Genomic DNA, 24,838 nt, shown 5'->3' with positions numbered 1-24,838 from the left:
GAATGATCCTCTTGCGCGGATGCAGGAACTCAGCTGCGCTGGGCGCGTAAACGTTCCAGCACGCCATCCAGCGTGTCTAGGTCGGTGTAATGAATCACCAGCTTGCCCTTGCCGCCGCGGCCGTGGTTGAACACCACCTTGGTGCCCAGCGACTCGGACAGCTCGGTTTCCAGCGAGGCGATGTCGGCCTGCGGTGCGGTGGCGGCGGGTTTGCCCTTGCGCAGCGCGCCGGGCACCTTGCCGGCGGCGAACTGCTGCGCGCGGTGTTCCACCTCACGCACCGACCAACCCTGGTCGGCCGCTTCCTGTGCCAGCTTGCTGGCCAGTTCCGGCGCCAGGGTGAGCAGCGCACGCGCATGGCCCATTTCCAGACGGCGGGTTTCCAGCAGCACTCGGATCGCCACCGGCAATTCCAACAACCGCAGCAGGTTGGACACCGACGCACGCGAACGGCCCACCGCACCGGCGGCCTCGGCATGGGTCAGCGAAAATTCGTCGATCAGCCGCTGCAGCGCCTGCGCTTCTTCCAGCGGGTTGAGGTCTTCGCGCTGGATGTTCTCGATCAGCGCCATCGCGATGACGGTGCGGTCGTCCAGCTCGCGCACCACCACCGGCACCTCGGTCAGCCCGGCCAGTTGCGAGGCGCGCCAGCGGCGTTCGCCGGCCACGATCTCGAACTGCCCCGGCGCCAGCTCGCGCGCCACGATCGGCTGGATCACGCCCTGGGCCTTGATCGATTCAGCCAGCTCGGCCAGCTTGACCTCGTCCATCTCCTTACGCGGCTGGTACTTGCCCGGCTGCAACTGGGTGACCAGCAACTGGCGCAAGCTGTCGCCCGGCTGCAAGGCGTCTTCGCTGGCTGCGCTCGGTGCCGCTGCGGCTGCTGCGCCCTTCGGTCCCAACAGCGCTTCCAGGCCGCGGCCCAGACCACGCTTCTTTGCGGGGATCGGCTTGCTCATCAAACGGTCTCCACGGGCCGGTAGGCCTTGTTGCGATCGTTCTGGCGGCGCACGATCTCGCCGGCCAGCCCCAGGTACGCCACGCCACCGCGCGAGGTGCGGTCGTAACCGAGGATGCTCTGGCCATGGCTGGGCGCCTCGGCCAGGCGCACGTTGCGCGGCACGATGGTGCGGAACACCTTGTCGCCGAAATGCTGGGTCAACTCGGCCGACACCGCATTGGCCAGGTTGTTGCGGATGTCGAACATCGTGCGCAGCACGCCTTCGATTTCCAGCGCTGGATTGAGATTGGCGCGCAGCGCCTCGATGGTTTCCAGCAAGGCGGTGAGTCCTTCCAGCGCGTAGTACTCGCACTGCATCGGCACGATGATCGAGTCGGCGGCGGTCAACGCATTGAGCGTGAGCAGCGACAACGCCGGCGGGCAGTCGATCAGGATGAAGTCGTACTCGTCGCGGATCGGCGCCAGGGCGCGCTTGAGCCGCTGTTCGCGCTCGCTCTGATCCATCAGCTGGATCTCGGCGGCGGTCAGGTCGATGTTGCCCGGCAGCAGGTCGAAGCCTTCCGGCGCGGTCACCCGGATCTCGGCAGCGGTGTTTTCGCCCAGCAGCAGGTCGCAGGTCGAGGCGGCCACATCGCGCTTGTCGATGCCGCTGCCCATGGTGGCGTTGCCCTGCGAGTCCAGATCCACCAGCAACACACGCTTGGGCGCGCGCGCCAGGCCGGCCGCCAGATTGACTGCCGTCGTGGTCTTGCCGACGCCGCCTTTCTGGTTGGCAATGGCGATGATCCGGGCCATGCGGGAGAGCCTCGTGGGCAAGGAGTAAGACCGGCCATTATGCGGGCAGGGCGTCGGATCGGGAAATGCCGCCCGCAGCAGCGCGCCGCACCGGCGGGAATGACGGCTGCGCCAGTCAGCCGGTCGGCGAAGCGCCGGCGTGCGGCTCCTTCATGGCCCGGTAGCGCAGCAGGATGTCGGCGATTTCGCCGTCCAGCGCCACCCGTTGCTGCTCGAAGCTGGTCTGCAACCGCAATTGCGCCATCAGCTCGCGATGGCGTTGCTGGATGTCGCCGGCCAGCTTGTCGGCAACGGCTTGACCGGCCAGTTCGCGATCACCGGCGCTGCGCAGCATGCTGGCCAGCCCCTCGCGCAGGCTGGTCACATTGAAGCGCGCGGTGTGGATGTTGTTGTCGACGATGGCGATGCGCTCGTTGAAGACCCGGCGCAGGTCGTCCTCGCTCTGATATGACATCAACATCGCCTGGTCGGTGCGCTGGCGCATCTGCTCGGCGGCCAGATCGGCCTGGCGTTGCTGCTCGCTGGCCGCGGCGGCAGCGCGCTCGTCGCTGCTCATCGCGCGCTGCACCTCGGCGCTGCGCATGCCGCTCTTGAGGTTGAATTCGTCGCGCGCCTGGTTCACCGCCTCCGGCGGCAGCGTATCGCTGCACACGCGGGCGCCGTTCTGATTCCAGCAATACAGCTTTTTCGTGGCCGGTTTGTCCTGCGCACTGGCGGGCGCGGCGGCGATCATTGTCGCAACGACAGCCGCCGCCGCAGCGGCGAGTAACGCCAAACGGATGTGTATCGGCATCATCGCAGCCCCCTGTCGCCTGCCGTCAGCCTGTGGTGTCGGTGCCGTAGCGGCCACGATAGGCCAGCAGCGGTTCCCGGAAGCCCACAAGGTCGGCGTTTCCTGCCGCAAAAGCAAGCAAGTCGCCCAGGTTGGCCACCGCAATCACCGGGATGCCGGCCTCGGCTGCCACCGCCTGTGCGGCCGAGCGGCGATCCTGTTCGGAGGCGATCTCCTGCCGGTCCAGCGCCACCACGATCCCGGACGGAGTGCCGCCCGCGCCGCGGATGATGCCCAAGGCCTCACGGATTGCGGTGCCGGCGGTGATCACATCGTCGACGATCAAGACCTTGCGCCCCTCAAGCGGCGCACCGATCAGGCTGCCGCCCTCGCCATGCGCCTTGGCTTCCTTGCGGTTGAACGCCATCGGCAGGTCGCGCCCGCGCCCGGCATACGCGCAGGCCAGCGCGGTCGCCAACGGGATGCCCTTGTAGGCCGGCCCGAACAACAGATCGAATTCCACCCCCGCCGCATCGATCGCATCGGCATAGCACTGCGCCAGCTGCGCAGTCTTGGCGCCCGAATCGAAGCGACCGGCATTGAAGAAATACGGGCTGAGCCGCCCGGACTTGAGCGTGAACTCGCCAAAGCGCAGGGCATCGGCGCCCAGGGCCAGCTGCAGAAAACGGGTGCGGTGGTCGGTCATTGACGGGAATGGGGAATGGAGAATCGGGAATGGTAAACGCATCGCGCCTCGGCAGCCTTCGCGGCTGCGCTGGGGTAGGCTTTACGATTCTCCATTCCCAACTCCCCATTCCCGGCCCTTATGCGCATCATCAGTTTCAACGCCAACGGCCTGCGCTCGGCCACGACCAAGGGCTTCTTCGAGTGGTTCGCCACCCAGGACGCCGACGTGCTATGCGTGCAGGAGACCAAGGCTCAGGAGCATCAGCTGGCCGGGCCGAAATTCCTGCCCAACGGCTACAAGGCCTGGTTCCGCGACGCCAGCACCAAGAAGGGCTACAGCGGCGTGGCGATCTACAGCAGGCATGAGCCCGACGAAGTGCGCACCGCGCTGGGCTGGCCCGAGTTCGACGAAGAAGGCCGCTATATCGAAGCGCGCTTCGGCAACCTCAGCGTGGTGTCCTTCTATATTCCGTCCGGTTCGTCGGGAGAGTTGCGCCAGGGCTACAAGTTCCAGGTGATGGAATGGCTGCGGCCGATCCTGGACGAGTGGCTGGCCAGCGGCCGGCGGTACGTGCTGTGCGGCGACTGGAACATTGTGCGTACCGCGCTGGACATCAAGAACTGGAAATCCAACCAGAAGAACTCCGGCTGCCTGCCACCGGAGCGCGACTGGCTCAATGGCCTGTGCGCCGACGTGCCGGAAGAAGCCAACGCCGCCAACGGCCGCGGCTGGGTCGACACGTACCGCGTGCTGCACCCCCAAGGCGAGGATTACACTTGGTGGAGCAACCGCGGCGCCGCGCGCGCCAACAACGTCGGGTGGCGCATCGACTACCAACTGGTCACCCCCTGGATGCGCGACAAGCTGCAACGCTGCGCGATCTACCGCGAACAGCGCTTCTCCGACCACGCCCCTTATATCGTGGATTACGCGGAGTGAGCGGGGTCACCAAGCCACGTCGACGCTGGCAGCAAGTGCTGACCAACCTTCGCCAGCGCAAAGTGCTGACGATGCTGCTGCTGGGCTTCAGTTCCGGCCTGCCGTTGTACCTGGTTGGCAACACGCTCGGCTTCTGGATGCGCAAGGAAGGCATCGATCTGAGCACGATCGGTTTCCTGTCCTGGGTTGGCCTGGCCTACACCATGAAGTTCTTATGGGCGCCGATTGTCGACAAGACGGACGTGCCGCTGCTGGGCCGGTTGGGGCGACGTCGCGGCTGGATGCTGCTATCGCAGGCGGTCGTGGCGATAGGTCTGATTGGCATGGCGCTGGTCCAGCCTAAGGGCGGCCAGTTACTGGTGATGGGCATTGCCTGGGAACACCTGGTGGTGTTCGGCGTGATGGCGGTAGTGGTTGCCTTTGCCTCGGCCACACAGGACATCGTCATCGACGCGTGGCGTATCGAAAGTGCCGACAACAGTGAGCAGCTCGGCCTGCTGACCTCCGCGTCGGCACTGGGCTATCGCTCGGCCTTGTTAGTGACCGATGCGCTGATCCTGATCATCGCCGCACGCGTCGGCTGGCAAGTGTCTTATGAAGTCATGGCAGCGCTGATGGTGCTGGGCGTGATCGCCGTGACGATGGCGGGTGAACCGGCCCGCGAAGTCATTGCCGTGCAAACGCAGGCCGCGTCGCTGTGGACGCCGCGTGGGCTGTTCGACGCAATCGCCGGGCCGTTTCTTGCCTTCATTCGGGAACATCGCAGCGGCGCAATCTTGATCCTGGTAGCCATCAGCGTCTATCGCATGGCCGATTTCGTGATGGGGCCGATGGCTAATCCGTTCTATGTCGACCTTGGCCTGTCTGAAGATACCGTCGGCGCCATCCGCGGCTCGGTGGGGCTGGTTGCGACGTTCGTCGGCATTGCAGCGGCCGGTCTGGTCTCCGTGCGCTGGGGAGTGCTTGCGACATTGATGGTTGGTGCAGTGTTGGGACCATGTTCGAATCTGGCATTTGCATGGTTAGCCTATGTCGGCCCGGACACGACCAAATTTGCAGTGGCGATGGCGATCGATAACTTCGCCAACGGATTTGCCGGAACCGCGCTGATCGCCTACATGTCCAGCCTGACCAGCTTTGGCTATACCGCAACCCAGTACGCTTTACTGAGTTCGTTCTATGCCATGCCGGGGAAGGCTCTGAAAGGCTTCTCGGGCTGGTCGGTCCAGACATTGTCACAGGGACGAACCCTGCTGGAGGGGTACGCCCTGTTCTTCGTCGGGACAGCGCTGATTGCGATCCCCGTTGTGGTCCTGTGCGGGATGCTTATCCTGCAGCAGCGCCGGCATACTGCTGCGGCTTGACGGCCGCGGGTGGCCGCAGCGCTGCGGGATGATCGCCAACACGCCGGGAACCTTGCGAATAGGGAGTATGCATGACCGATCTGGTATTACGTGACATCGATCCATTGCTGGTAGACAGAATCCGTCGTATCTCCGTTGCACGCGGCTGGACCCAGCACCAGGCCGTGATGCATTTGCTCGAACAAGGCCTGTTCACCAGCGAGTACGAAGTCACCGGCGGCCTGCAACACCCGGAAGTCGATGCCCTGGCCGAAGCGATCGCTGCCCTCAAGGCGCTGCCGGCGGGAAATCATCCCTAGCGCTGTACTACGGTCAGCCAGCGCTGCCTCGCGTGTGAATCCACCCGGCGCGACGATCGATGATGTGCAACTGCGGATGGGTCGGTCAAAAGCCATGCACATTGCCGAGAAGGGCTCAGGCTCCGGCGCACTCGCAGGCTAGACCGCACACATCATCGCCACACCTGATTAGTTGAGCGCTGATGAGAGTCGCCAGACGCAAGGGAGAGCATTCCAAGAAGCGAGGCAGGTGGCATCCGGATCGAGCCGATGCAGGCCGCTTACGCCGGATAAATCGCCCCCAACAATCGCGGCCCCGCCGCCCCGGTTACCGACGGTAAATTGGCCGCACGCCCCGCGATCAGCTCCGCCGCCAACCACGCAAACCCCATCGCCTCCAGATAATCTGGATCCAGCCCATGCCGCGCGCTGGATTCCACCACCACGCCCGGCAGCCGTGCCGCCAATCGCGCCATCAATACCGGATTGCGCACCCCGCCACCGCACACCAGCACCCGGCGGGTGTCGGGCTGCAGCCGCAACAACGCATCGGCCACACTGGCCGCAGTGAGTTCGAGCAGCGTCGCCTGCATATCGGCCGCAGACAGCGCCACGTTTCCTAGGGACTGCATCGCCTGCAGCGCCCAGGCCAGATGAAACTGCTCGCGCCCGGTGCTCTTGGGCGGCGCCAGCGCAAACCACGGGTCGGCCAACAACGCCTGCAGCAGCGCGGCATCGACCTGCCCACTGGCAGCAAATACCCCATCGGCATCGAACGGCGTGCCGTGATGCTGCTGGCACCAGCTATCCAGCAACGCGTTAGCCGGGCCGGTATCGAAGCCCAGCACCGCGCCATTGCGCGGGATCAATGTCAGATTGCCGATGCCGCCCAGATTGAGCACTGCGCGGTCTTCGTCGCCCGCGCCCAGCATCGCCAGGTGAAACGCCGGCATCAGCGGCGCGCCCTGGCCACCAGCGGCCACATCGCGGCGGCGGAAATCGGCCACCGTGGTAATGCCGGTGTGCTCGGCAATCCGGCTGGCATCGCCAATCTGCCAGGTGAAGGCCGGATCGGCCTTGGGTCGATGCCGAATGGTCTGCCCATGCGAGCCGATCGCCCGAATGCGCGCACGCGCAATACCGCTCTCGCGGATCAATTGATTGGCAGCGGCCGCAAACGCCAGCCCCACCTGCGCATCCAACTGCCCAAGCGCATCGATGGCGATCACTTCAGCGCCCTGGCCCAGCATCACCAGCGTCTCGCGCAGCTGCGGCTCCCAGGCCACCGTCGTGCCGGCAACCAGTTCGCAGCGGCGGTGGCTGTCATCTTCGAAGCGCACCAGCGCGGCATCGATGCCGTCGGCACTGGTGCCCGACATCAGGCCCAGATAAAGCGGGGATTCCAGGTGTTCCAGAGCAGACATGCCAGAGCCAGTTGCGCAGCGATCCCCCAGCTTGTGCAGCCGGGGCAGGGGCCGTCAACCGGCCCCGCACCCACTCAACCGCGCGGCTTGCCCTTGGCAGGCTTGGCGGCGTCGGCGTAGATCAACTTCTCCATGCCTTCGATACGCGCCAGCGCCGGCGCCGTCTGCGCACGGAATGCGGCCAGCTCGGCGCCTTGCAACGGTTCCGGTGGCGGCATGGTCACCGACATCGGGTTGCGCTGCTGCCCGGCCACGCGGAATTCGTAATGCAGATGCGGGCCGGTCGCAAGACCGGTCATGCCGACATAGCCGATCACCGTGCCCTGGTTGATGCGCTGCCCCGCCTTGACCTTGCCGAAGCGCGACATGTGCCCGTACAGCGTGCTGAAATTCCTGCCGTGGTCCAGGATCACCACATTGCCGTAGCCGCGCTGGGTGCCGACAAACACCACCCGCGCATCGCCGGCCGCCATGATCGGCGTCCCCGACGCTGCCGCGTAATCCACACCTTTATGCATGCGCATCGTGCCCAGCACCGGATGCCTGCGTGCGCCGAAGGTCGAGCTGATGCGGCTGTAAGCCACCGGCATCCGGATGAAGCTCTTCTTCAAAGGCCGGCCGGTGATGTCGAAATACTCGGCCGGCTTGCCGGCACGCTCGAAGCGGAAACCGGTGTAGGTCTTGCCGCCGGTGGTGAAGGTCGCCGCCAGGATGTCGCCGGTGTTGATCCGCTCGCCTTCGCGCCAGGTCTCGTCCATCACCACGCTGAAACGGTCGCCCGGCTGCAGATCCTTGTCGAAGTCGATGTCGTACTTGAAGATCTCGTCGGTCATGATCGCCACTGCCGCCGGCGACAGCCCTGACTTGCCGGCCGAGGCGTACAGCGAGCTGCTGATTTCCCCGCTTGCCACCACCGTGCGCGTGGTCGTCGCCCGCTCGGTGACGTTCTCGCGCACGCTGTCGCCCAGCAGGCGCAGCTCCACACGGTGGCTGTCGTCGCGGTCGAAGCGCAATGCGCGCAGCTCGCCTGGCGTGGGCATATCGAAGGCGATCTCGGCGCCCGGGCGCAGCTTGGTCAGCGCCTCCTTGGTGCCCGGATGCGCCAGCACCTGGTACATCACCGTGGTCGGAATTCCCAACTCGCCGAACAGGGTGCTCAGCGTCTGGCCCGACTTGACCTGCACAATTTCCCAATCGGTACTCGGCGCCAGCTGCTTGCGGCTCGGCACCAACGGCGGCAGCGGCAAAGCCAGTGTGGAATGGCTGGACAGCGGCGTATCGATGGCGTTGGAGAAGCCCGGCACGATCGTGGCCACCAGCGCACCGATGGTGGCGAACAGGCTGGCGTGGATCCAGTGACGGCGCGTCCATTGATCGTTGAACGCGGCCGGAAGATGGGCCTTGAGCTTGCGATGCAGGGCAGTGTCGTGGAGGACGTGGAGGCGTTCTTGAAAGCGCCGCTTGCGTGCACGGCCCTGCTCTGAGTTCTGCATCGTTCAAATTCCTCGCTGGCTCGAAGTGCGAGCCCAATCGCCGGTACCATAGACAGCCTGTAACAGCGCGTCAAACCATTGAGCCTGTTCAACATTTTCATTTGGCGCGGAATTAACCCGCGTTTAACATCGTTCACGTTTTTGACGGCAAGCGCCGCTGGAGTCTGTGGTTGGCCACTATCGAAGAATCTCTCGCACTCATCGGCCGCGGCGCCGAAGAGATCCTCAAGCTCGATCAGCTCGAAGCACGCCTGAAGTCGGGCGTGCCATTGCGAGTAAAGGCCGGGTTCGATCCCACCGCGCCGGATCTGCATCTGGGCCACACCGTGCTGCTCAACAAGATGCGGCAGTTCCAGCAGCTCGGGCACCAGGTGATCTTCCTGATCGGCGACTTCACCGGAATGATCGGCGACCCCAGCGGCAAGAACGTCACCCGCAAGCCGCTCAGCCGCGAAGACGTGCTGGCCAACGCGCATACCTATGAGGAGCAGGTCTTCAAGATCCTGGACCGCGAGCGCACTGAGGTGCGCTTCAACTCCGAGTGGTTCGGCCAGATGAGCGCCGCCGACATGATCAAGCTGTCGGCCCAGCACACCGTGGCGCGCATGCTCGAGCGCGACGACTTCGCCAAGCGCTTCAGCAGCCAGCAGCCGATCGCCATCCACGAGTTCCTGTATCCGCTGGTGCAGGGCTACGACTCGGTCGCCTTGAAGGCGGATGTCGAACTGGGTGGCACCGATCAGAAGTTCAACCTGTTGATGGGCCGTGGCTTGCAGGAGCATTACGGCCAGGCGCCGCAGGTGGTGCTGACCATGCCGTTGCTGGAAGGCCTGGACGGCGTGGCCAAGATGTCCAAGTCGCTGGGCAACTACATCGGCATCAACGAGCCGGCCATCGACATCGTCACCAAGACCATGAAAATCGGCGACGAGCTGACCTGGCGCTGGATTGATCTGCTGTCCTCTGATATCAGCGTCGCCGAGGCCGCACGTTTGAAAGAGCAGGTCGCATCCGGCGAATTGCACCCGCGCGAGGTCAAACTGCGTCTGGCCTGCGAACTCACCACACGCTTCCACGATGCCGCCACTGCAGAGCAGGCCATCGCCGGCTGGCATGCCGTGGTGACAGGGCAGGGCGACACCAGCCTGTTGCCTCTGCAAGAAGTCGCCGTGCCCGCCGAGGGGCTACGTATTGCCAGCCTGCTCACCGCAGCCGGCCTGACGCCGAGTAATTCCGAAGCCACGCGCAAGCTCAAGGAGCGAGCGGTCAAGATCGACGGTGAAGTGGTCGAAGACCTTGCGCGCCAGTTCGGACCAGGCTTTGAAGGTGTCATCCAGGTGGGCAAGCGTAATTTCGCCCGTGTGGCGCTGGTCGGCGGCTGAGCTGGCGAAGGGGTTGCTGCATGGCGGCAACCCCGGCGTTGCGACGACATATATAAGATCCCGTAGCACCTCATATGTGCGATCAGCGGCTTGCTGCAGTCACCTATGACGAGATACCGCCGCACGCTAAGCAAAGATCGTGAAAATTTTTCACAAACCTCTTCCCAAATAGTCGTCTTGAGCATATAGTTCGGCTCCCCCGACGCAACGGCCCGCAAACGCGGAACCAGAGCGGAACGGGTTCGAAAACCTCCAGAAATTGGGTGTTGACGAAGTAGGAAAGTCGGCTATGATGGGCGGCTCGCTACACGGAAAGACGCTACGGCGGATTGAGGTGCAGCGGCGGCAACTTCCTCTTCACGAGGGGTTGACGAAGATGAAAAGCCTGCTAATATGGCCGGCTCGCTTCGCAGAAAACCTTCGGGCCGAAACAAAGCAGCGTCAACCACCTCGGAAACAAGGTGTTGACGGTAAGAAAAAGTCCGCTATACTAGGCGGCTCGCTTCGAAGGAAACGACGAAGCTGACGGGAACGGCGCTGAGGCCACTTCCCCATGTTCTTTGACAGTGTGCGCAGGTAATTTGTGCGGACGCCTGCAGGAAGGATGATTGTCCATCTTGCAGACGTTTAATCAAAAAGCAACATATTAATTGCTTTGCAAGCGATAAGTTGTCAGTGGTTGAACTTCTGCAGCTAAAGTAATTTGTCTTCGGACATGTAATTTTAAGTGAAGAGTTTGATCCTGGCTCAGAGTGAACGCTGGCGGCAGGCCTAACACATGCAAGTCGAACGGCAGCACAGTAAGAGCTTGCTCTTATGGGTGGCGAGTGGCGGACGGGTGAGGAATACATCGGAATCTACTCTTTCGTGGGGGATAACGTAGGGAAACTTACGCTAATACCGCATACGACCTACGGGTGAAAGCGGAGGACCTTCGGGCTTCGCGCGATTGAATGAGCCGATGTCGGATTAGCTAGTTGGCGGGGTAAAGGCCCACCAAGGCGACGATCCGTAGCTGGTCTGAGAGGATGATCAGCCACACTGGAACTGAGACACGGTCCAGACTCCTACGGGAGGCAGCAGTGGGGAATATTGGACAATGGGCGCAAGCCTGATCCAGCCATGCCGCGTGGGTGAAGAAGGCCTTCGGGTTGTAAAGCCCTTTTGTTGGGAAAGAAAAGCAGTCGGTTAATACCCGATTGTTCTGACGGTACCCAAAGAATAAGCACCGGCTAACTTCGTGCCAGCAGCCGCGGTAATACGAAGGGTGCAAGCGTTACTCGGAATTACTGGGCGTAAAGCGTGCGTAGGTGGTGGTTTAAGTCTGTTGTGAAAGCCCTGGGCTCAACCTGGGAATTGCAGTGGATACTGGGTCACTAGAGTGTGGTAGAGGGTAGCGGAATTCCCGGTGTAGCAGTGAAATGCGTAGAGATCGGGAGGAACATCCGTGGCGAAGGCGGCTACCTGGACCAACACTGACACTGAGGCACGAAAGCGTGGGGAGCAAACAGGATTAGATACCCTGGTAGTCCACGCCCTAAACGATGCGAACTGGATGTTGGGTGCAATTTGGCACGCAGTATCGAAGCTAACGCGTTAAGTTCGCCGCCTGGGGAGTACGGTCGCAAGACTGAAACTCAAAGGAATTGACGGGGGCCCGCACAAGCGGTGGAGTATGTGGTTTAATTCGATGCAACGCGAAGAACCTTACCTGGTCTTGACATCCACGGAACTTTCCAGAGATGGATTGGTGCCTTCGGGAACCGTGAGACAGGTGCTGCATGGCTGTCGTCAGCTCGTGTCGTGAGATGTTGGGTTAAGTCCCGCAACGAGCGCAACCCTTGTCCTTAGTTGCCAGCACGTAATGGTGGGAACTCTAAGGAGACCGCCGGTGACAAACCGGAGGAAGGTGGGGATGACGTCAAGTCATCATGGCCCCTACGACCAGGGCTACACACGTACTACAATGGTAGGGACAGAGGGCTGCAAACCCGCGAGGGTAAGCCAATCCCAGAAACCCTATCTCAGTCCGGATTGGAGTCTGCAACTCGACTCCATGAAGTCGGAATCGCTAGTAATCGCAGATCAGCATTGCTGCGGTGAATACGTTCCCGGGCCTTGTACACACCGCCCGTCACACCATGGGAGTTTGTTGCACCAGAAGCAGGTAGCTTAACCTTCGGGAGGGCGCTTGCCACGGTGTGGCCGATGACTGGGGTGAAGTCGTAACAAGGTAGCCGTATCGGAAGGTGCGGCTGGATCACCTCCTTTTGAGCATGACGTCATCGTCCTGCGGGCGTCCTCACAAATTACCTGCATTCAGAGATTCATACCGGCACAGGTCGGTATGCGAAGTCCCTTTTGGGGCCTTAGCTCAGCTGGGAGAGCACCTGCTTTGCAAGCAGGGGGTCGTCGGTTCGATCCCGACAGGCTCCACCATATTGAGTGAAAAGACTTCGGGTCTGTAGCTCAGGTGGTTAGAGCGCACCCCTGATAAGGGTGAGGTCGGTAGTTCGAGTCTACCCAGACCCACCACTCTGAATGTAGTGCACACTTAAGAATTTATATGGATCAGCGTTGAGGCTGAGACATGTTCTTTTATAACTTGTGACGTAGCGAGCGTTTGAGATATCTATCTAAACGTGTCGTTGAGGCTAAGGCGGGGACTTCGAGTCCCTAAATAATTGAGTCGTATGTTCGCGTTGGTGGCTTTGTACCCCACACAACACGACATGTAGCTCCGAGGCAACTTGGGGTTATATGGTCAAGCGAATAAGCGCACACGGTGGATGCCTAGGCGGTCAGAGGCGATGAAGGACGTGGTAGCCTGCGAAAAGTGTCGGGGAGCTGGCAACAAGCTTTGATCCGGCAATATCCGAATGGGGAAACCCACTGCTTCGGCAGTATCCTGCAGTGAATTCATAGCTGCTGGAAGCGAACCCGGTGAACTGAAATATCTAAGTAACCGGAGGAAAAGAAATCAACCGAGATTCCCTAAGTAGTGACGAGCGAACGGGGAACAGCCCTTAAGCTGGAATGGCTTTAGAAAAACAATCTGGAAAGATTGGCCATAGAAGGTGATAGCCCTGTATTTAAAAGGGCCACTCCAGTGAAGACGAGTAGGGCGGGGCACGTGAAACCCTGTCTGAATATGGGGGGACCATCCTCCAAGGCTAAATACTCCTGACCGACCGATAGTGAACCAGTACCGTGAGGGAAAGGCGAAAAGAACCCCGGAGAGGGGAGTGAAATAGATCCTGAAACCGTGTGCGTACAAGCAGTAGGAGCTCGCAAGAGTGACTGCGTACCTTTTGTATAATGGGTCAGCGACTTACTGTTCGTGGCAAGCTTAACCGTATAGGGGAGGCGAAGGGAAACCGAGTCTGATAAGGGCGCATAGTCGCGGGCAGTAGACCCGAAACCGGGTGATCTAGTCATGGCCAGGGTGAAGGTGCCGTAACAGGTACTGGAGGCCCGAACCCACGTCTGTTGCAAAAGACGGGGATGAGCTGTGATTAGGAGTGAAAAGCTAATCGAACCCGGAGATAGCTGGTTCTCCTCGAAAGCTATTTAGGTAGCGCCTCGGACGAATACTACTGGGGGTAGAGCACTGTTATGGCTAGGGGGTCATCGCGACTTACCAAACCATTGCAAACTCCGAATACCAGTACGTACTATCCGGGAGACACACGGCGGGTGCTAACGTCCGTCGTGAAAAGGGAAACAACCCAGACCCACAGCTAAGGTCCCAAATTCACTGCTAAGTGGAAAACGATGTGGAAAGGCATAGACAGCCAGGAGGTTGGCTTAGAAGCAGCCACCCTTTAAAGAAAGCGTAATAGCTCACTGGTCGAGTCGGTCTGCGCGGAAGATTTAACGGGGCTAAGCAGTGAACCGAAGCTTGGGGTGCGTAAAACTTCGGTTTTATGCGCGGTAGAGGAGCGTTCCGTAAGCCTGCGAAGGTGGATTGAGAAGTCCGCTGGAGGTATCGGAAGTGCGAATGCTGACATGAGTAACGATAATGCGGGTGAAAAGCCCGCACGCCGAAAGCCCAAGGTTTCCTTGCGCAACGTTAATCGACGCAGGGTTAGTCGGTCCCTAAGGCGAGGGCGAAAGCCGTAGTCGATGGGAAGCAGGTTAATATTCCTGCACCTCGCGTGAGTGCGATGGAGGGACGGAGAAGGTTAGGTGTACCGGGCGTTGGTTGTCCCGGGGAAAGGCGGTAGGTTTGGATCTTTGGCAAATCCGGGATCCTTTAAGACCGAGCACCGAGACGAGCCTTTATGGCAAAGTCACTGATACCACGCTTCCAGGAAAAGCTCCTAAGCTTCAGCTCACGAAGACCGTACCGTAAACCGACACAGGTGGGTAGGATGAGAATTCTCAGGCGCTTGAGAGAACTCGGGTGAAGGAACTAGGCAACATGGCACCGTAACTTCGGGAGAAGGTGCACCCTTTTTGGTGGCTCATGCGAGCTATAGCTGAAGAGGGTCGCAGAAACCAGGCCGCTGCGACTGTTTATCAAAAACACAGCACTCTGCAAACACGAAAGTGGACGTATAGGGTGTGACGCCTGCCCGGTGCTGGAAGGTTAATTGATGGGGTCAGCCGCAAGGCGAAGCTCTTGATCGAAGCCCCAGTAAACGGCGGCCGTAACTATAACGGTCCTAAGGTAGCGAAATTCCTTGTCGGGTAAGTTCCGACCTGCACGAATGGCGTAACGACAGCGGCGCTGTCTCCACCCGAGACTCAGTGAAATTGAAATCGCTGTGAAGATGCAGCGTTCCCGTGGCAAGACGGAAAGACCCCGTGAACCTTTACTATAGCTTTACACTGAACGTTGAGTTCGTCTGTGTAGGATAGGTGGGAGGCTATGAAACTGTGGCGCTAGCTGCAGTGGAGCCATCCTTGAAATACCACCCTGTCGTGCTTGACGTTCTAACCTAGATCCGTTATCCGGATCAGGGACCGTGTATGGTGGGTAGTTTGACTGGGGCGGTCTCCTCCTAAAGAGTAACGGAGGAGCACGAAGGTACGCTCAGCGCGGTCGGACATCGCGCACTGTGTGCAAAGGCATAAGCGTGCTTGACTGCAAGATCGACGGATCAAGCAGGTACGAAAGTAGGTCTTAGTGATCCGGTGGTTCTGTATGGAAGGGCCATCGCTCAACGGATAAAAGGTACTCCGGGGATAACAGGCTGATACCGCCCAAGAGTTCATATCGACGGCGGTGTTTGGCACCTCGATGTCGGCTCATCACATCCTGGGGCTGTAGTCGGTCCCAAGGGTATGGCTGTTCGCCATTTAAAGTGGTACGCGAGCTGGGTTCAGAACGTCGTGAGACAGTTCGGTCCCTATCTGCCATGGGCGTTGGAAGTTTGAGAGGGGCTGCTCCTAGTACGAGAGGACCGGAGTGGACGAACCTCTGGTGTTCCGGTTGTCACGCCAGTGGCATTGCCGGGTAGCTATGTTCGGAAGCGATAACCGCTGAAAGCATCTAAGCGGGAAGCGCGCCTCAAGATGAGACTTCCCGGGGCACAAGCCCCCTAAAGGAACCATATAGACTATGTGGTTGATAGGTCAGGTGTGTAAGTACAGCAATGTATTGAGCTAACTGATACTAATGATCCGTGCGGCTTGACCATATAACCTCAAGTTGCCTTGGTCCCAACGAACGTTGGTAGATCCGCAAACGCAAGCTACGTCACAAGTTAACTATGCGAGACGAGCGCTGTATGCGCTTCCCTTCGCAAGAGCCTGCACATCCTTGTGCAGACTCTTGAAGAGAAGCAAATATCGGCGACTCTCCAACCGTCTCCCTGGTGAAATTAGCGCTGTGGAACCACCCGATCCCATCCCGAACTCGGAAGTGAAACGCAGCTGCGCCGATGGTAGTGTGGCTCAAGCCATGCGAGAGTAGGTCATCGCCAGGGGCTTTACCCGAAACCCTCAGTCCAACAGGACTGGGGGTTTCTTTTGCGCGGAATTTGGCGTTTGAAGCCGAAGTCAAAGCCACTGTGGGTCTGCGCCAAGGTGGAGTCATCGCTGTTCGCCCACCATATTGATCAATTCCGCTGCACCGCCGGATTGGCGAGTTAGAGAGATGCCGGTAGGCTTGGAAACCTCAGTGCCTGCGATACTGTTTCATTGCACTGATCGGCTTCTTGCGATCCATCTGCTGCTTTGATGCGTTAGATCACGGCGAATCCATCGCTGACCTAATCCAGTATCGCTAATCAAAGTGTCGAGTTACGTTTTGCCGTTTCTGGCAAGGCATGGCTTGAAAATGAGATGACGCAACGCGCTCAAGGTGCTGATAGGAATATCGATCCGGCATGGGATTACTGTCGTGCTCCGCTTGAATGCTGAGCTGATATAGCTGTGGCGACTCATTGGCAAATCTGGATGCAACAAAAACCCCGCTACCGCGGGGTGTTTGTTTTCTGAATGAAAGAACTACGCGTGCTGAGCGAGCTCTCAGTCGCCCAATGTCAGCAGCGAGGCGTTACCGCCTGCAGCGGTGGTGTTGACGGTGACGACCTTCTCGGTCGCGAAGCGCAGCAGGTAATGCGGCCCGCCGGCCTTGGGACCGGTACCGGAGAGGCCTTGGCCGCCGAAGGGTTGTACGCCGACGACGGCGCCGATTTGATTGCGGTTGACGTAGACATTGCCGACCGCAACGCGTGTGGTGATGCGGTCGATGGTCTCGTCGATACGCGAGTGCACACCTAGCGTCAGTCCATAACCTGTGGCGTTGATCTGGTCGATAACGGCATCGAGCTGGTCCGCTTTCCAGCGGATTACATGCAGCACTGGTCCGAAGATCTCACGTTGCAGCTGCGTCAGCGAGGTCAGCTCATAGGCACGCGGGGCGAAGAAGCTGCCATGCGCGGTTGTTGGATCCAGTGCCGTGCTGCCGATCAGGCGCGCTTCGCGATCCATACGTGCTGCATGATCGTCGAGGATCTTGAGCGCATCTGCATCGATTACCGGGCCAACGTCGGCGGACAGTAGCGCAGGGTCGCCGATCTTCAGCTCGCCCATGGCACCGGCGAGCATGGTCATGACCTTGTCGGCGATGTCGTCCTGCACGAACAAGACGCGGGCGGCCGAGCAGCGTTGGCCGGCGGACATGAAGGCGCTGGAGATCGCATCCTTGACGACGGCTTCGGGCAGTGAGGAAGAGTCGGCGATGAAGGCGTTCTGGCCGCCGGTTTCGGCAATCAGCACACCGATCGCGGCGTCGCGTGCGGCCAGGGTGCGGTTGATGACCCGTGCGGTCTCCGTAGAGCCGGTGAAAGCGACGCCGGCCACGCGCGGGTCGTTCGTCAGCGCGGCGCCAACGGTCGCGCCATCGCCTGGCAGGAACTGCACGACAGCCTCGGGGATGCCCGCTTCTTGCAGCAGCTTCACTGCCGCGTAGCCGATCAGGTTGGTTTGCTCTGCCGGCTTGGCGATGACGCTGTTGCCAGCGGCCAGGGCGGCGGCGACCTGACCCAGGAAGATGGCGAGCGGGAAGTTCCAGGGGCTGATGCAGACGAACACGCCGCGCCCATGCAACTGCAGCTCGTTGGATTCGCCAGTCGGCCCGGGCAGACGCTCGGGGGCGCCGAACTGAGCGCGTGCCTGGCCGGCGTAGTAGCGCAGGAAATCTACTGCTTCGCGGACCTCGGCCACTGCGTCGGGCAGAGTCTTGCCGGCTTCCTTGACGCAGATCGCCATGAACTCTGGCATGCGCGCCTCGAGCAGGTCGGCTGCGTGTTCCAGGATGGTGGCGCGGCTGGCGGCGGGCGTGCGGTTCCAGGCGGGCTGCGCGGCGGCAGCGGACGCCAGCGCCTTCTGCACAGTTGCCGGATCGGCCGGCTGCCAATGGCCGACGGTTTTGCGTCGGTCTGCCGGGTTGAGTACCGCTTCGCTGGGCGTGCTGAGCACTGCGCCGGGCACCAGTGGGGTGGCCTTCCACGGTTTGATTGCGGTATTGAGTTGTTCGGCCAGCTGCCGCAGATCGTTGTCGTTGGCGAGATTGGCGCCCATGGAGTTTTTCCTGTGTTGGTTCTGGCTGCGCAACAGATCGGTCGGCAACGGAATCTTGGGATGCGGAATGGAGCTAAACGACGACACCGCTTCGACCGGATCGCGGATCAGGTCTTCGATGGCGACATCCTCGTCGGTGATGCGATTGACGAAGCTGGAATTGGCGCCGTTTTCGAGCAAGCGACGCACCAGGTACGGCAGCAGATCCTCGTGCGAGCCGACCGGCGCATACACGCGACACGGCAAGCCCAAGCGATCGGCTGGAATCACCTCGGCATACAGGTCATCGCCCATGCCGTGCAGCTTCTGGTGTTCGTAGTGCTTGCTCGTGGCGATCGCGCGCACGGCGGCGATGGTCTGCGCGTTGTGCGTGGCAAACATTGGATACAGCGCATCGCTGTGCGCGAACATGCGGCGTGCGCAGGCCAGATACGACACGTCGGTGTTCTGCTTGCGCGTAAAGACCGGATAGCCAGGGTGGCCTTCGATCTGTGCGCGCTTGATCTCCGCATCCCAGTACGCGCCCTTGACCAGACGCACGGGAATCCGGCGACCGACACGACGCGCAAGATCGGCCAGAAAATCGATCGTGTACGGCGTGCGCTTTTGATACGCCTGCACCGCCAAACCATAGCCTTCCCAGCCATCCAGCGATGGGTCGGAGAACGTGGCCTCGATGATGTCCAGCGACAGTTCCAGACGATCGGCTTCTTCGGCATCGACGGTGTAGCCGATACCGTAGGACTTGGCCAGCTGCGCCAGCTCCAGCACGCCCGGTACGAGCTCGGCCATGACGCGTGCGCGTTTGGCGTGCTCGTAGCGCGGATACAGCGCAGACAATTTGATCGAGATACTGGGTGCTGCGAAGACATCGGTGCCGACAAACTTGCCGCTGCGGCCGATCGCATGGATGGCATCGCGATACGCCTGCAGATAGCGCTGCGCATCTTTCATGGTCAATGCGCCTTCGCCGAGCATGTCGAACGAATAGCGGTAGTTGGCGTTGTCGCCCTTGCGTGAGCGCGCAAGTGCTTCACCAATGGTGCGTCCCATGACGAACTGGTGGCCCATGATCTTCATCGCCTGGCGCACGGCCAGACGGATCATCGGTTCGCCAACGCGGCCGATCAGCCGCTTGAACGCGCCCGGTACGTCGGCGCGGGTGAGGTCGTTGAGTTGCACCAGCTTGCCGGTGAGCATCAGGCCCCAGGTCGATGCATTGACCAGTACCGAGTCGCTGCCGCCGACGTGCTTTTTCCAGTCCGCATCGCCGAGCTTGTCGCGGATCAGCTTGTCTGCGGTGTCCTGGTCGGGAATGCGCAACAGCGCTTCGGCCACGCACATCAGCAGCACACCTTCCTCGCTGCCCAGGTCGTATTGGCGCATGAAGGCCTCGATCGCGCCCTGGTCCTGCGCACGTGCGCGAACGCGGGTGACCAGGTCGGCGGCGACCGCCTGCACCTTGGCCTGTTCGGCGGCGGGCAGGCGGGCCTGGTCGAGCAGTTCGCGCACGTGCTCGGCTTCGTCCTTGAGCCAGGCGGCGGTGATGGCGGCGCGCAATGCACCGGGTGCGGCAGGCAGCTCGGGCGCCAACAGCGGGCGCGCAACTGGGTTGGAGGCAAGCGGGTCGAGCTGAGCGTTCATGCGAAAGATGCCTAGGGATCCGCGCTCATTCTAGAGAGCGGAAGTACCTGCGCACTTGTGTGGAAGCGGCAACTTTTCCGCCGTTTTGTGCATGTCGCCATCGCACGTGCAAGCGGACTCGATCGTTGCTGGCTGCAACCGCATGCATCGGGGAAGTGTTTGATTTACGCGCGTTTTTAGCTGCACTGCAGCAATTGAATGATTGCCGGAAACGCTTGCCGCATGCGTTCGCGCGGGTCTACCATCGGGCTATTCCCGCAGTGCGCTGCGTGTTGCCAATGATCGAAGTGCTGCCGTTGATGTCCGAAGGGGTTGGGACGCAGGTGCGCTTGCGGCCTCCGCGGGCACTGTCTGCCAGGCAATTCGTACAATTGTTCGCAGTGTTGGCGGGAACGATGTGGTTGTTTGCAGGCCTGGGGTGGTGGACCGGCAATGCGTTCGCGCCGGTGTTCGCCCTGTTGCACAGTGGTGTGGTGGCGCTGGCGCTACGGCAGTTGTGGCGAAGTGGCGAGCGCGAAGAAGCGATCCGGGTGGGGGAAGCCGTTGTCGAGGTGTTTCCGTCCGGGCATGCGCCACCAGCGTTTCAGGCTCATCCGCACTGGGTGCGGTTATCCATGGAACGCGACGACAGGGTGTTGCTGATAAGCAGCGGCAGGCAGATCGAGATCGGAAGTTTTCTCGGGCCAGCCGAACGTGTGGAACTGGCAACTACGCTGAAACGCTTGCTCGCGGCCGCCAATGGCCGTCACCGATGACGTGAGGGTCTAGGCAATGACGCAACGCAGCAGCTGGAAGTCGATATATACGAAAGTGAGCCTGGCAATGACGGCGCTGCTGAGCGCACAAGGTGCCTGGGCGCAATCGGCCGACCCGAAGGAATGGCAGCTCAACATGGGCCGCGGGGTCACGCAGACCGCGCGCATGGCCTATGAGGCGCACATGGTGGCGCTGTGGGTCTGCGTGGTGATCGGCGCGTTGGTGTTCGGTGCGATGGGCTATGCGATCTTCAAGTTCCGCAAGTCCAAGGGCGCGGTGGCTGCGCAATTCAGCCATAACACCACGGCAGAAGTGCTGTGGACGGTGATTCCGGTGCTGGTGCTTATTGCGATGGCCTGGCCGGCGACGGCCAAGCTGATCGCGATGTACGACACCCGCGAGTCGGAAATGACCGTCAAGGTCACCGGCTACCAGTGGATGTGGAAATACGAGTACCTGGGCCAGGGCGTGGAGTTCACCAGCCGGCTGGCGCGCGAATCCGATCGCATCCGCCAGAGTGGCGAGCGTCCGACCGCTGCATCGCAACCGCATTATCTGTTGGACGTGGACAACCGCCTGGTACTGCCGGTCGGCACCAAGATCCGTTTCGTGATCACCGCCGATGACGTGATTCATGCATGGTGGGTGCCAGCATTGGGCTGGAAGCAGGACGCGATCCCCGGCATCGTCAACGAGGCATGGACCAACATCGAGCAGCCGGGCGTGTATCGCGGGCAGTGCGCCGAGTTGTGCGGCAAGGATCATGGGTTTATGCCGATTGTGGTGGAGGCGTTGCCCAAGGCTGAATTCCAGCGCTGGCTGGCGGCGCGTCGCAGTGCAAGCGCAACACCTGCTGCTGCACCGGCAGGCGCACCTGCACCGGTCTCCGCACCTGCAGCGGTCCCTGCCGGTGAGGCCGCTCCCGCCGCCGCGCCTGTTCCAGCCGCCGCACCGACCGCCGCTCTTTAATCGCTCGCAACCGCACCGCTTGATAGAGGTCGTTCCGTCATGGCGCATACCGCAGTCGATCACCACGGACACCACCAGCCCGGTTTCGTCGAGCGCTGGTTTTTCTCGACCAATCACAAGGATATCGGCACGCTGTATCTGCTGTTTTCCTTCGTGATGTTCATCATCGGCGCAGCGATGAGCGTGGTGATTCGCGCCGAATTGATGCAGCCCGGGTTGCAGTTCGTCAAACCCGAATTCTTTAACCAGATGACCACCGTGCACGCACTGGTGATGATCTTCGGTGGGGTGATGCCGGCGTTCGTTGGTCTGGCCAACTGGATGATTCCGCTGCAGATCGGCGCGCCGGACATGGCGCTGCCGCGCATGAACAACTGGTCGTTCTGGCTGCTGCCGGTCGCGTTCACCTTGCTGTTGCTGACGTTGTTTCTGCCTGGCGGTGCGCCGGCCGGTGGCTGGACACTGTACCCGCCGCTGTCGCTGCAGGGCGGCTACAACGTGGCCTTCAGCGTATTTGCGATCCATGTCGCCGGCGTCAGTTCGATCATGGGCGCGATCAACATCATTGCCACCGTGCTCAACATGCGTGCACCCGGTATCGATCTGTTGAAGATGCCGATCTTCTGCTGGGCCTGGCTGATCACCGCGTTCCTGCTGATCGCAGTGATGCCTGTGCTGGCCGGTGCGGTGACCATGCTGCTGACCGACAAGTTCTTCGGCACCAGCTTCTTCAACGCAGCCGGCGGCGGCGACCCGGTGATGTACCAGCACATCTTCTGGTTCTTCGGGCACCCGGAGGTCTACATCATGATCCTGCCGGCGTTCGGCGTGGTCAGCGAGATCATCCCCACCTTCAGCCGCAAGCCGCTGTTCGGCTATCAGGCGATGGTCTATGCGATCGCGGCGATCGCGTTTTTGAGTTTCATCGTGTGGGCGCACCACATGTTTACCGTGGGCATGCCGCTCGGTGGCGAAATCTACTTCATGTTCGCCACGATGCTGATCTCCATCCCGACCGGGGTGAAGGTGTTCAACTGGGTCAGCACGATGTGGAAGGGTTCGCTGACCTTCGAATCGCCGATGCTGTGGGCGGTGGCGTTCGTGATTCTCTTCAGCATCGGTGGGTTCTCGGGCCTGATGCTGGCGATCGTGCCGGCGGATTTCCAGTATCACGACACCTATTTTGTGGTCGCGCATTTCCATTATGTGTTGGTCACCGGCGCGGTATTCGCGTTGATTGCGGCGGTGTATTACTGGTGGCCGAAGTGGACCGGGCGCATGTACAACGAGGCCTGGGCCAAGTTCCACTTCTGGTGGACGATGATCTTCGTCAATCTGCTGTTCTTTCCGCAGCACTTTCTCGGCCTGGCCGGCATGCCGCGGCGGATTCCCGATTACAACGTGGTGTTCGCCGACTGGAACCTGATCAGCTCGATCGGCGCGTTCGGCATGTTCGCCACGCCCTTCCTGATGGCCGGCATCCTGTTTGCCTCGCTGCGCAGTGGCGCAAAGGCCGAGGCGCGCGCCTGGGAAGGTGCAAAGGGACTGGAGTGGACGGTGCCATCGCCCGCACCGGCGCATACTTTCACCGTGCCGCCGGTGATCAAGCCTGGAGATCTTGCGCATGAAGACATCGGTCACTGAGTCCGCGCCGGTACCGGCCGTGGCACGTTTGCTCTCCGCTGCCGAACGGCAGGCGCAACAGCGCCGCGCCGTGCGCCGCACCGCGATCACGGTCGGCATCATCGCGTTGCTGATCTACGCGGGTTTCATCGCCTCGGGAGTCATCGGGCGGTGAGTACCCACGCGCCCGCGCCTGCACCGACTGCCGGCCTGTTCAAACTGCTGGGTGTGGTGTTGGGCGTGTTCGTGCTGACGTTTTCGCTGGTGCCGCTGTACCGCATCGCCTGCGAAAAAGTCTTCGGAATTCGCATGGAGCGCGCACCTGGCAGCACGCGTGCGAGTGCGGGTGCGATCGCTGCAGGCGGCAAGCGCACGGTGCGGGTGGAGTTCGATGCCGGGGTCAATTCCAAACTGCCCTGGACCTTCCATCCCGAGCAGATGACGATGGATGTGGTGCCGGGCGAACTCAACGAAGCCTTGTATTTCGCGCGCAACGACAGCGTGCGTGCGGTGGTCGGCAGTGCGGTGCCGTCGGTCGCACCGGCGCGTGCATCCGGATATTTCAACAAGACCGAATGTTTCTGTTTTACCGCGCAGACCTTGCAGGCCGGCGAAACGCGCGATATGCCGCTGCGTTTCATCGTCGACCCTGCGTTGCCGCCGGAAGTCACCACGATCACCTTGTCCTACACGTTCTATCGCAACGACACCCTGACCTCTGAGTTGCAAGGCGGTGGCGCGTCCAGCGCACCGCGTGCGGCGCCGTAATCCTTCCTCCACACGCAGCACCGACACGGAAGCAACGCCATGGCCGACCATAGTCCCAACGCCGATGCGTATTTCGTCCCGAGCCACAGCAAGTGGCCGTTTGTCGGGTCGATTGCGATGTTCGTGATGATGATTGGCGTTGCCAGCTGGCTCAACGATGCGGCATGGGGACGTTGGACGTTCTTCGCTGGCGTTGCGATGTTGCTGGCGACCTTGTTCATGTGGTTTGGCGATGTCATCCGCGAATCCAATGCCGGGCACTACAACCGCCAGGTGGATGGGTCCTTCCGCATGGGGATGGTGTGGTTCATTTTTTCCGAGGTGATGTTCTTCTGCGCCTTCTTCGGTGCGTTGTTCTATACGCGTGTGCTGACGCTGCCCTGGCTGGGCGGCGAAGGCGATGGTGTGATGACCAACGAGCTGCTGTGGAATGGGTATTCCGCCGCGTGGCCGACCAACGGCCCGGGTACGATCGGTGGGCAGTTCCAGACCATCCCGGCGTGGGGCCTGCCGCTGATCAATACGTTGATCCTGCTCAGCTCCGGTGTGACGCTGACCATTGCCCATCACGCGCTGAAAGGTGGCCGGCGCGGTGCGCTGCTGTTGTGGCTCGGGTTGACCGTGCTGCTGGGTTGCGTGTTTTTGTTCCTGCAGGCGGAGGAATACATCCACGCCTACACCGAACTCAATCTGACGCTGGGCTCTGGAATTTACGGCTCCACGTTCTTCATGCTTACCGGCTTCCACGGCATGCATGTGTTGCTGGGCACCATCATGTTGGCGGTGATGTGGCTGCGCGTGGCGCGCGGGCACTTCACCCGCGACAACCACTTCGCCTTCGAAGCGGCCGCGTGGTACTGGCACTTTGTCGACGTGGTGTGGCTGGCGCTATTCCTGTTCGTGTATGTGCTTTGAGGGTGGGGATTGGGAATTCGTGATAGCAAAGCG

General features: G+C 61.1%; 17 protein-coding genes, 2 tRNA genes and 3 rRNA genes. 15 read left to right on the top strand and 7 right to left on the bottom strand.

Annotated features, from left to right (window positions below; translation table 11 throughout):
* Positions 1-29 precede the first annotated feature (29 nt).
* The 4 genes from NDY25_RS08445 to pyrE form a co-directional block, all read right to left on the bottom strand.
* Positions 30-959 (bottom strand): ParB/RepB/Spo0J family partition protein, encoded by a 930-nt coding sequence (locus NDY25_RS08445; protein ID WP_168959554.1) that lies wholly within the window; start codon positions 957-959, stop codon positions 30-32.
* Positions 959-1,756 carry a ParA family protein gene (locus tag NDY25_RS08440; RefSeq protein ID WP_023905461.1) on the bottom strand — a complete coding sequence of 266 codons (798 nt, stop codon included), beginning with the start codon at positions 1,754-1,756 and terminating at the stop codon, positions 959-961. The genes NDY25_RS08445 and NDY25_RS08440 overlap by 1 nt, the downstream gene beginning before the upstream one ends.
* A 115-nt stretch (positions 1,757-1,871) precedes the next feature.
* Positions 1,872-2,552, bottom strand: coding sequence for a hypothetical protein (locus tag NDY25_RS08435; RefSeq protein WP_168959553.1), 681 nt, complete (start codon positions 2,550-2,552; stop codon positions 1,872-1,874).
* A 22-nt stretch (positions 2,553-2,574) separates the two neighbouring features.
* Complete coding sequence (gene pyrE / locus NDY25_RS08430; RefSeq protein ID WP_074056510.1) at positions 2,575-3,234, bottom strand: orotate phosphoribosyltransferase; 660 nt, start codon at positions 3,232-3,234, stop codon at positions 2,575-2,577.
* Positions 3,235-3,354: 120 nt separating this feature from the next.
* Between pyrE and NDY25_RS08425 the strand changes: the two genes are divergently transcribed.
* The 3 genes from NDY25_RS08425 to NDY25_RS08415 all read left to right on the top strand — a co-directional run bounded on the left by NDY25_RS08425 (position 3,355) and on the right by NDY25_RS08415 (position 5,818).
* Positions 3,355-4,155 (top strand): exodeoxyribonuclease III, encoded by an 801-nt coding sequence (locus tag NDY25_RS08425; protein WP_256627880.1) that lies wholly within the window; start codon positions 3,355-3,357, stop codon positions 4,153-4,155.
* Between the two features lie 71 nt (positions 4,156-4,226).
* A complete protein-coding gene (locus NDY25_RS08420; RefSeq protein WP_257608272.1) occupies positions 4,227-5,519 on the top strand; it encodes an AmpG family muropeptide MFS transporter in 1,293 nt (430 codons plus the stop codon).
* 71 nt (positions 5,520-5,590) lie between these two features.
* Positions 5,591-5,818, top strand: coding sequence for a hypothetical protein (locus tag NDY25_RS08415; protein ID WP_168959550.1), 228 nt, complete (start codon positions 5,591-5,593; stop codon positions 5,816-5,818).
* Positions 5,819-6,078: 260 nt separating this feature from the next.
* On the opposite strand, the gene NDY25_RS08410 is transcribed toward NDY25_RS08415, so the two are convergent.
* On the bottom strand, positions 6,079-7,221 hold the full coding sequence (locus NDY25_RS08410) for an anhydro-N-acetylmuramic acid kinase (protein WP_168959549.1): 1,143 nt from the start codon (positions 7,219-7,221) through the stop codon (positions 6,079-6,081).
* A 74-nt stretch (positions 7,222-7,295) separates the two neighbouring features.
* Positions 7,296-8,714 (bottom strand): M23 family metallopeptidase, encoded by a 1,419-nt coding sequence (locus tag NDY25_RS08405; protein ID WP_168959548.1) that lies wholly within the window; start codon positions 8,712-8,714, stop codon positions 7,296-7,298.
* Between the two features lie 170 nt (positions 8,715-8,884).
* On the opposite strand from NDY25_RS08405, the gene tyrS reads away from it, so the two are divergent.
* The 6 genes from tyrS (at position 8,885) to rrf (ending at position 16,029) form a co-directional block, all read left to right on the top strand.
* Entirely contained in the window at positions 8,885-10,096 is a 1,212-nt protein-coding gene (gene tyrS / locus NDY25_RS08400) for a tyrosine--tRNA ligase (RefSeq protein ID WP_168959547.1), read from the top strand.
* A gap of 724 nt (positions 10,097-10,820) precedes the next feature.
* A 16S ribosomal RNA gene (locus tag NDY25_RS08395) occupies positions 10,821-12,367 on the top strand.
* A gap of 92 nt (positions 12,368-12,459) precedes the next feature.
* Positions 12,460-12,535: transfer RNA gene (locus NDY25_RS08390), tRNA-Ala, on the top strand.
* A gap of 19 nt (positions 12,536-12,554) precedes the next feature.
* A tRNA-Ile gene (locus NDY25_RS08385) sits at positions 12,555-12,631 on the top strand.
* Positions 12,632-12,858: 227 nt separating this feature from the next.
* A 23S ribosomal RNA gene (locus tag NDY25_RS08380) occupies positions 12,859-15,741 on the top strand.
* Between the two features lie 173 nt (positions 15,742-15,914).
* A 5S ribosomal RNA gene (gene rrf, locus NDY25_RS08375) occupies positions 15,915-16,029 on the top strand.
* Together the 16S, 23S and 5S rRNA genes with 2 tRNA genes alongside form the textbook arrangement of a ribosomal RNA operon.
* A 544-nt stretch (positions 16,030-16,573) precedes the next feature.
* Here rrf and putA read toward each other — a convergent pair.
* Positions 16,574-19,774, bottom strand: coding sequence for a bifunctional proline dehydrogenase/L-glutamate gamma-semialdehyde dehydrogenase PutA (gene putA / locus NDY25_RS08370; protein WP_168960019.1), 3,201 nt, complete (start codon positions 19,772-19,774; stop codon positions 16,574-16,576).
* A 278-nt stretch (positions 19,775-20,052) separates the two neighbouring features.
* Between putA and NDY25_RS08365 the strand changes: the two genes are divergently transcribed.
* From NDY25_RS08365 to NDY25_RS08340, 6 genes are read left to right on the top strand one after another with little or no spacing between them, the layout of a single operon-like run.
* A complete protein-coding gene (locus NDY25_RS08365; RefSeq protein WP_006449742.1) occupies positions 20,053-20,529 on the top strand; it encodes a DUF2244 domain-containing protein in 477 nt (158 codons plus the stop codon).
* 16 nt (positions 20,530-20,545) lie between these two features.
* Positions 20,546-21,499 (top strand): cytochrome c oxidase subunit II, encoded by a 954-nt coding sequence (coxB, locus tag NDY25_RS08360; RefSeq protein ID WP_168960020.1) that lies wholly within the window; start codon positions 20,546-20,548, stop codon positions 21,497-21,499.
* A 39-nt stretch (positions 21,500-21,538) separates the two neighbouring features.
* Positions 21,539-23,143: a cytochrome c oxidase subunit I gene (gene ctaD, locus NDY25_RS08355; RefSeq protein ID WP_168960021.1), complete on the top strand. Its 1,605-nt coding sequence runs from the start codon at positions 21,539-21,541 to the stop codon at positions 23,141-23,143.
* The gene (locus tag NDY25_RS08350; protein WP_168960022.1) at positions 23,124-23,297 is read left to right on the top strand and encodes a hypothetical protein; all 174 of its coding nucleotides are present in this window, start codon (positions 23,124-23,126) and stop codon (positions 23,295-23,297) included. Before ctaD ends, NDY25_RS08350 begins: the two co-directional genes overlap by 20 nt.
* The gene (locus NDY25_RS08345) at positions 23,294-23,890 is read left to right on the top strand and encodes a cytochrome c oxidase assembly protein (protein WP_168960023.1); all 597 of its coding nucleotides are present in this window, start codon (positions 23,294-23,296) and stop codon (positions 23,888-23,890) included. Before NDY25_RS08350 ends, NDY25_RS08345 begins: the two co-directional genes overlap by 4 nt.
* A gap of 39 nt (positions 23,891-23,929) precedes the next feature.
* Positions 23,930-24,805, top strand: a complete 876-nt coding sequence (locus tag NDY25_RS08340; RefSeq protein WP_006449737.1) for a cytochrome c oxidase subunit 3 — start codon at positions 23,930-23,932, stop codon at positions 24,803-24,805.
* Positions 24,806-24,838: the final 33 nt, after the last annotated feature.

The organism is Xanthomonas hortorum pv. pelargonii (genome assembly GCF_024499015.1).
In the GTDB taxonomy this organism is placed as follows: Bacteria; Pseudomonadota; Gammaproteobacteria; order Xanthomonadales; family Xanthomonadaceae; genus Xanthomonas; species Xanthomonas hortorum_B.
The sequence above is the reverse complement of the archived record's forward strand: the minus strand, read 5'-3'. Positions and strand labels throughout refer to the sequence as shown.

Bases quoted from the DNA above. Each gene is read 5' to 3' on its own strand.
- NDY25_RS08405 (WP_168959548.1), bottom strand. From the start codon at position 8,714: ATGCAGAACTCAGAGCAGGGCCGTGCACGCAAGCGGCGCTTTCAAGAA.
- NDY25_RS08415 (WP_168959550.1), top strand. From the start codon at position 5,591: ATGACCGATCTGGTATTACGTGACATCGATCCATTGCTGGTAGACAGA.
- NDY25_RS08420 (WP_257608272.1), top strand. From the start codon at position 4,227: ATGCTGCTGCTGGGCTTCAGTTCCGGCCTGCCGTTGTACCTGGTTGGC.
- NDY25_RS08365 (WP_006449742.1), top strand. From the start codon at position 20,053: ATGATCGAAGTGCTGCCGTTGATGTCCGAAGGGGTTGGGACGCAGGTG.
- ctaD (WP_168960021.1), top strand. From the start codon at position 21,539: ATGGCGCATACCGCAGTCGATCACCACGGACACCACCAGCCCGGTTTC.
- NDY25_RS08445 (WP_168959554.1), bottom strand. From the start codon at position 959: ATGAGCAAGCCGATCCCCGCAAAGAAGCGTGGTCTGGGCCGCGGCCTG.
- NDY25_RS08440 (WP_023905461.1), bottom strand. From the start codon at position 1,756: ATGGCCCGGATCATCGCCATTGCCAACCAGAAAGGCGGCGTCGGCAAG.
- pyrE (WP_074056510.1), bottom strand. From the start codon at position 3,234: ATGACCGACCACCGCACCCGTTTTCTGCAGCTGGCCCTGGGCGCCGAT.
- NDY25_RS08435 (WP_168959553.1), bottom strand. From the start codon at position 2,552: ATGATGCCGATACACATCCGTTTGGCGTTACTCGCCGCTGCGGCGGCG.
- NDY25_RS08340 (WP_006449737.1), top strand. From the start codon at position 23,930: ATGGCCGACCATAGTCCCAACGCCGATGCGTATTTCGTCCCGAGCCAC.
- NDY25_RS08425 (WP_256627880.1), top strand. From the start codon at position 3,355: ATGCGCATCATCAGTTTCAACGCCAACGGCCTGCGCTCGGCCACGACC.
- coxB (WP_168960020.1), top strand. From the start codon at position 20,546: ATGACGCAACGCAGCAGCTGGAAGTCGATATATACGAAAGTGAGCCTG.
- NDY25_RS08410 (WP_168959549.1), bottom strand. From the start codon at position 7,221: ATGTCTGCTCTGGAACACCTGGAATCCCCGCTTTATCTGGGCCTGATG.
- NDY25_RS08350 (WP_168960022.1), top strand. From the start codon at position 23,124: ATGAAGACATCGGTCACTGAGTCCGCGCCGGTACCGGCCGTGGCACGT.
- putA (WP_168960019.1), bottom strand. From the start codon at position 19,774: ATGAACGCTCAGCTCGACCCGCTTGCCTCCAACCCAGTTGCGCGCCCG.